At 46.9% G+C, this 1,976-nt stretch carries 3 protein-coding genes; all 3 read right to left on the bottom strand.

Features of this window, described 5'->3' with window-relative positions; translation table 11 throughout:
* Window positions 1–62: 62 nt before the first annotated feature.
* Window positions 63–563 (bottom strand): hypothetical protein, encoded by a 501-nt coding sequence (locus B3182_RS12265; RefSeq protein WP_292358114.1) that lies wholly within the window; start codon window positions 561–563, stop codon window positions 63–65.
* Window positions 556–1,293, bottom strand: a complete 738-nt coding sequence (locus B3182_RS12260) for a tRNA threonylcarbamoyladenosine dehydratase (RefSeq protein ID WP_292358116.1) — start codon at window positions 1,291–1,293, stop codon at window positions 556–558. The genes B3182_RS12265 and B3182_RS12260 overlap by 8 nt, the downstream gene beginning before the upstream one ends.
* 118 nt (window positions 1,294–1,411) lie before the next feature.
* On the bottom strand, window positions 1,412–1,976 hold a 565-nt coding region (locus B3182_RS12255; RefSeq protein ID WP_292752941.1), incomplete at its 5' end, for a DUF4129 domain-containing protein.

Below are 1,976 nucleotides of genomic sequence, written 5' to 3'. Positions count from 1 at the left end.
AGACTACTCCCCTAAGACAGTTGGCATTATAAGCACCTCTGCCGGGCACTGCAATAAAAGGTTCAGACTCTGAGTTGCCAGGTAGGCTGATTTTTTTCATCAATTATCTGATGCTTGATTAACCATTGCTGGGCATCTTCCGCATCCTCTTCAAACCAGGCTTCGGCACTGCCGAGGCGGAAACTGTAGCCCCAGCTGTCCATATCCAGCATCATTCGCTGTTTACCCATTTCAGGCAGAAAATCACTGAGCAGGATCTGCAGATAACATACGCCATTTTCTTCATCATAATCCCCAGCAGCATCGGTATCTAACATTATGCGACGTTGATTATCCATACAGATATAGTGGCCAGCTTCATGTAAGGCAGAGTGAACAGGCGTATCAAGACGTAACAATAATTGATTGCCTAGCAGACCGGCTTCACGTTCGCCAAAAAAACTGCCGGGAATAGTCTCATTTTCTTCAACCTGTCTGATTTCAATCCCGTAAGGTTTCAGCAGTTTTTGCAGGTGTTGTTGATAAAACGCTGTGCAGTTCACTACGTTTTGCGGATCAGACACGTCTTGCATCACCAATAATATGATTAATGACCAGCCCTGCCAGGGTTAAGCCGAATATAGAAGGCATATAACTCACCGTGCCGTTAACGGCTCGTGCCCGACCACGACTGACTGCCTCTGGAGGTAGTGGTGGTAAAGGATATTCCAGGGAATAAACAGTTTGGATTCCTTTGCCTACACCGCGTTTACGTAAATGTGAACGTAATTGTTTGGCGAGTTTGCAAATGGACGTATTCATTAAATCACCGGTACGCACTTGAGTGGGATCAAGTTTGCCGCCAGCCCCCATACTGGAGAATACCGGTAACTCATTACGCCATGCGGTTTCCAGCAGAGCTGTTTTGCTGCTCATGCTATCAATGGCATCAATGATCACGTCAAAGCCTTGATTGAGGGTGTCAGGAATCGTTTCCGGCGTTAAGAATTCAGTAACAAGGTTGAGTTCGCATTGTGGATTAATATCTGCAATACGCTCTGCCATCACTTCAACTTTCAATTTACCGAAAGTAGAGTTCAGTGCCACCAGCTGACGATTCAGATTGGACGCCGAAACCACATCATGATCCACCAGTGTCATTTTACCCACGCCCATCCGCGCCAGCGCTTCTGCGGTAAATGAACCGACACCGCCCATACCCGCCAGAAAAACATGACTGTTTTGAAGACGCTCTAAGCCGGTGTCACCCAGCAGGATATGGGTGCGTTCAAATAATGGATTGCTATGCGCCATCCGTTTCCCTCTAAACATTACCTAAGATTCACTATTTTCCGATAACGGTAAGCTAATGGCAAAAGCGCTTGAGCTATATGCAACTATCGGGATGCAATTTGCAGGTGGAAAAAGCCATCTATCGGTGTGGGCGGAAATTTTTGACTGACTCGATAAAATCATCTTCCAGAGCTTCTCCACGATAACGCAGATGCATATAACAGTAATTGATCATGGCAATCTGTTGCTGATGATGTGGAAGCGCCAGTTGAGCGCGACGGGAAAAATCTTCCGGACCTTCATGGGGCTGACGCACAACACCATGCCTCGCAAGTTTAAAACAGAATTTCTGATAAAAACGCTGGACTCGATCCTGAGGTAGGTTTTTTAATTTCAATGTTGTCCAGGCAATCCAGCCAAATATCAGCACAATGCCGATGGCCAGCCAGCGAATCATTTTTTCCCAGTCCGGCTGATGCATGCCGAGCTTTTCCAGCAACTGCAGTTGTCGATCCGGACCATAACTGACGACCCACATTTCCCAGGCACTATTCAAAGCATCCCAGTTATTCTTTGCTGATTGCCACAGTTCTACCAAGCGATCATTTTTGGCTATTGCTGCAGGAGAACGACGTTCAGCCGGCAATAAATCCCGGATCCCAAAGTCGACACGCTCACTGGAAACGGCAGCTGTTGGATCAATT

Origin of the sequence: Methylophaga sp. UBA4204 (genome assembly GCF_002379485.1) — a bacterium.
Classification (GTDB): domain Bacteria; phylum Pseudomonadota; class Gammaproteobacteria; order Nitrosococcales; family Methylophagaceae; genus Methylophaga.
The sequence above is the reverse complement of the archived record's forward strand: the minus strand, read 5'-3'. Positions and strand labels throughout refer to the sequence as shown.

Coding starts and splice junctions, on each gene's coding strand:
- B3182_RS12260 (WP_292358116.1), bottom strand. CDS start 1,293: ATGGCGCATAGCAATCCATTATTTGAACGCACCCATATCCTGCTGGGT.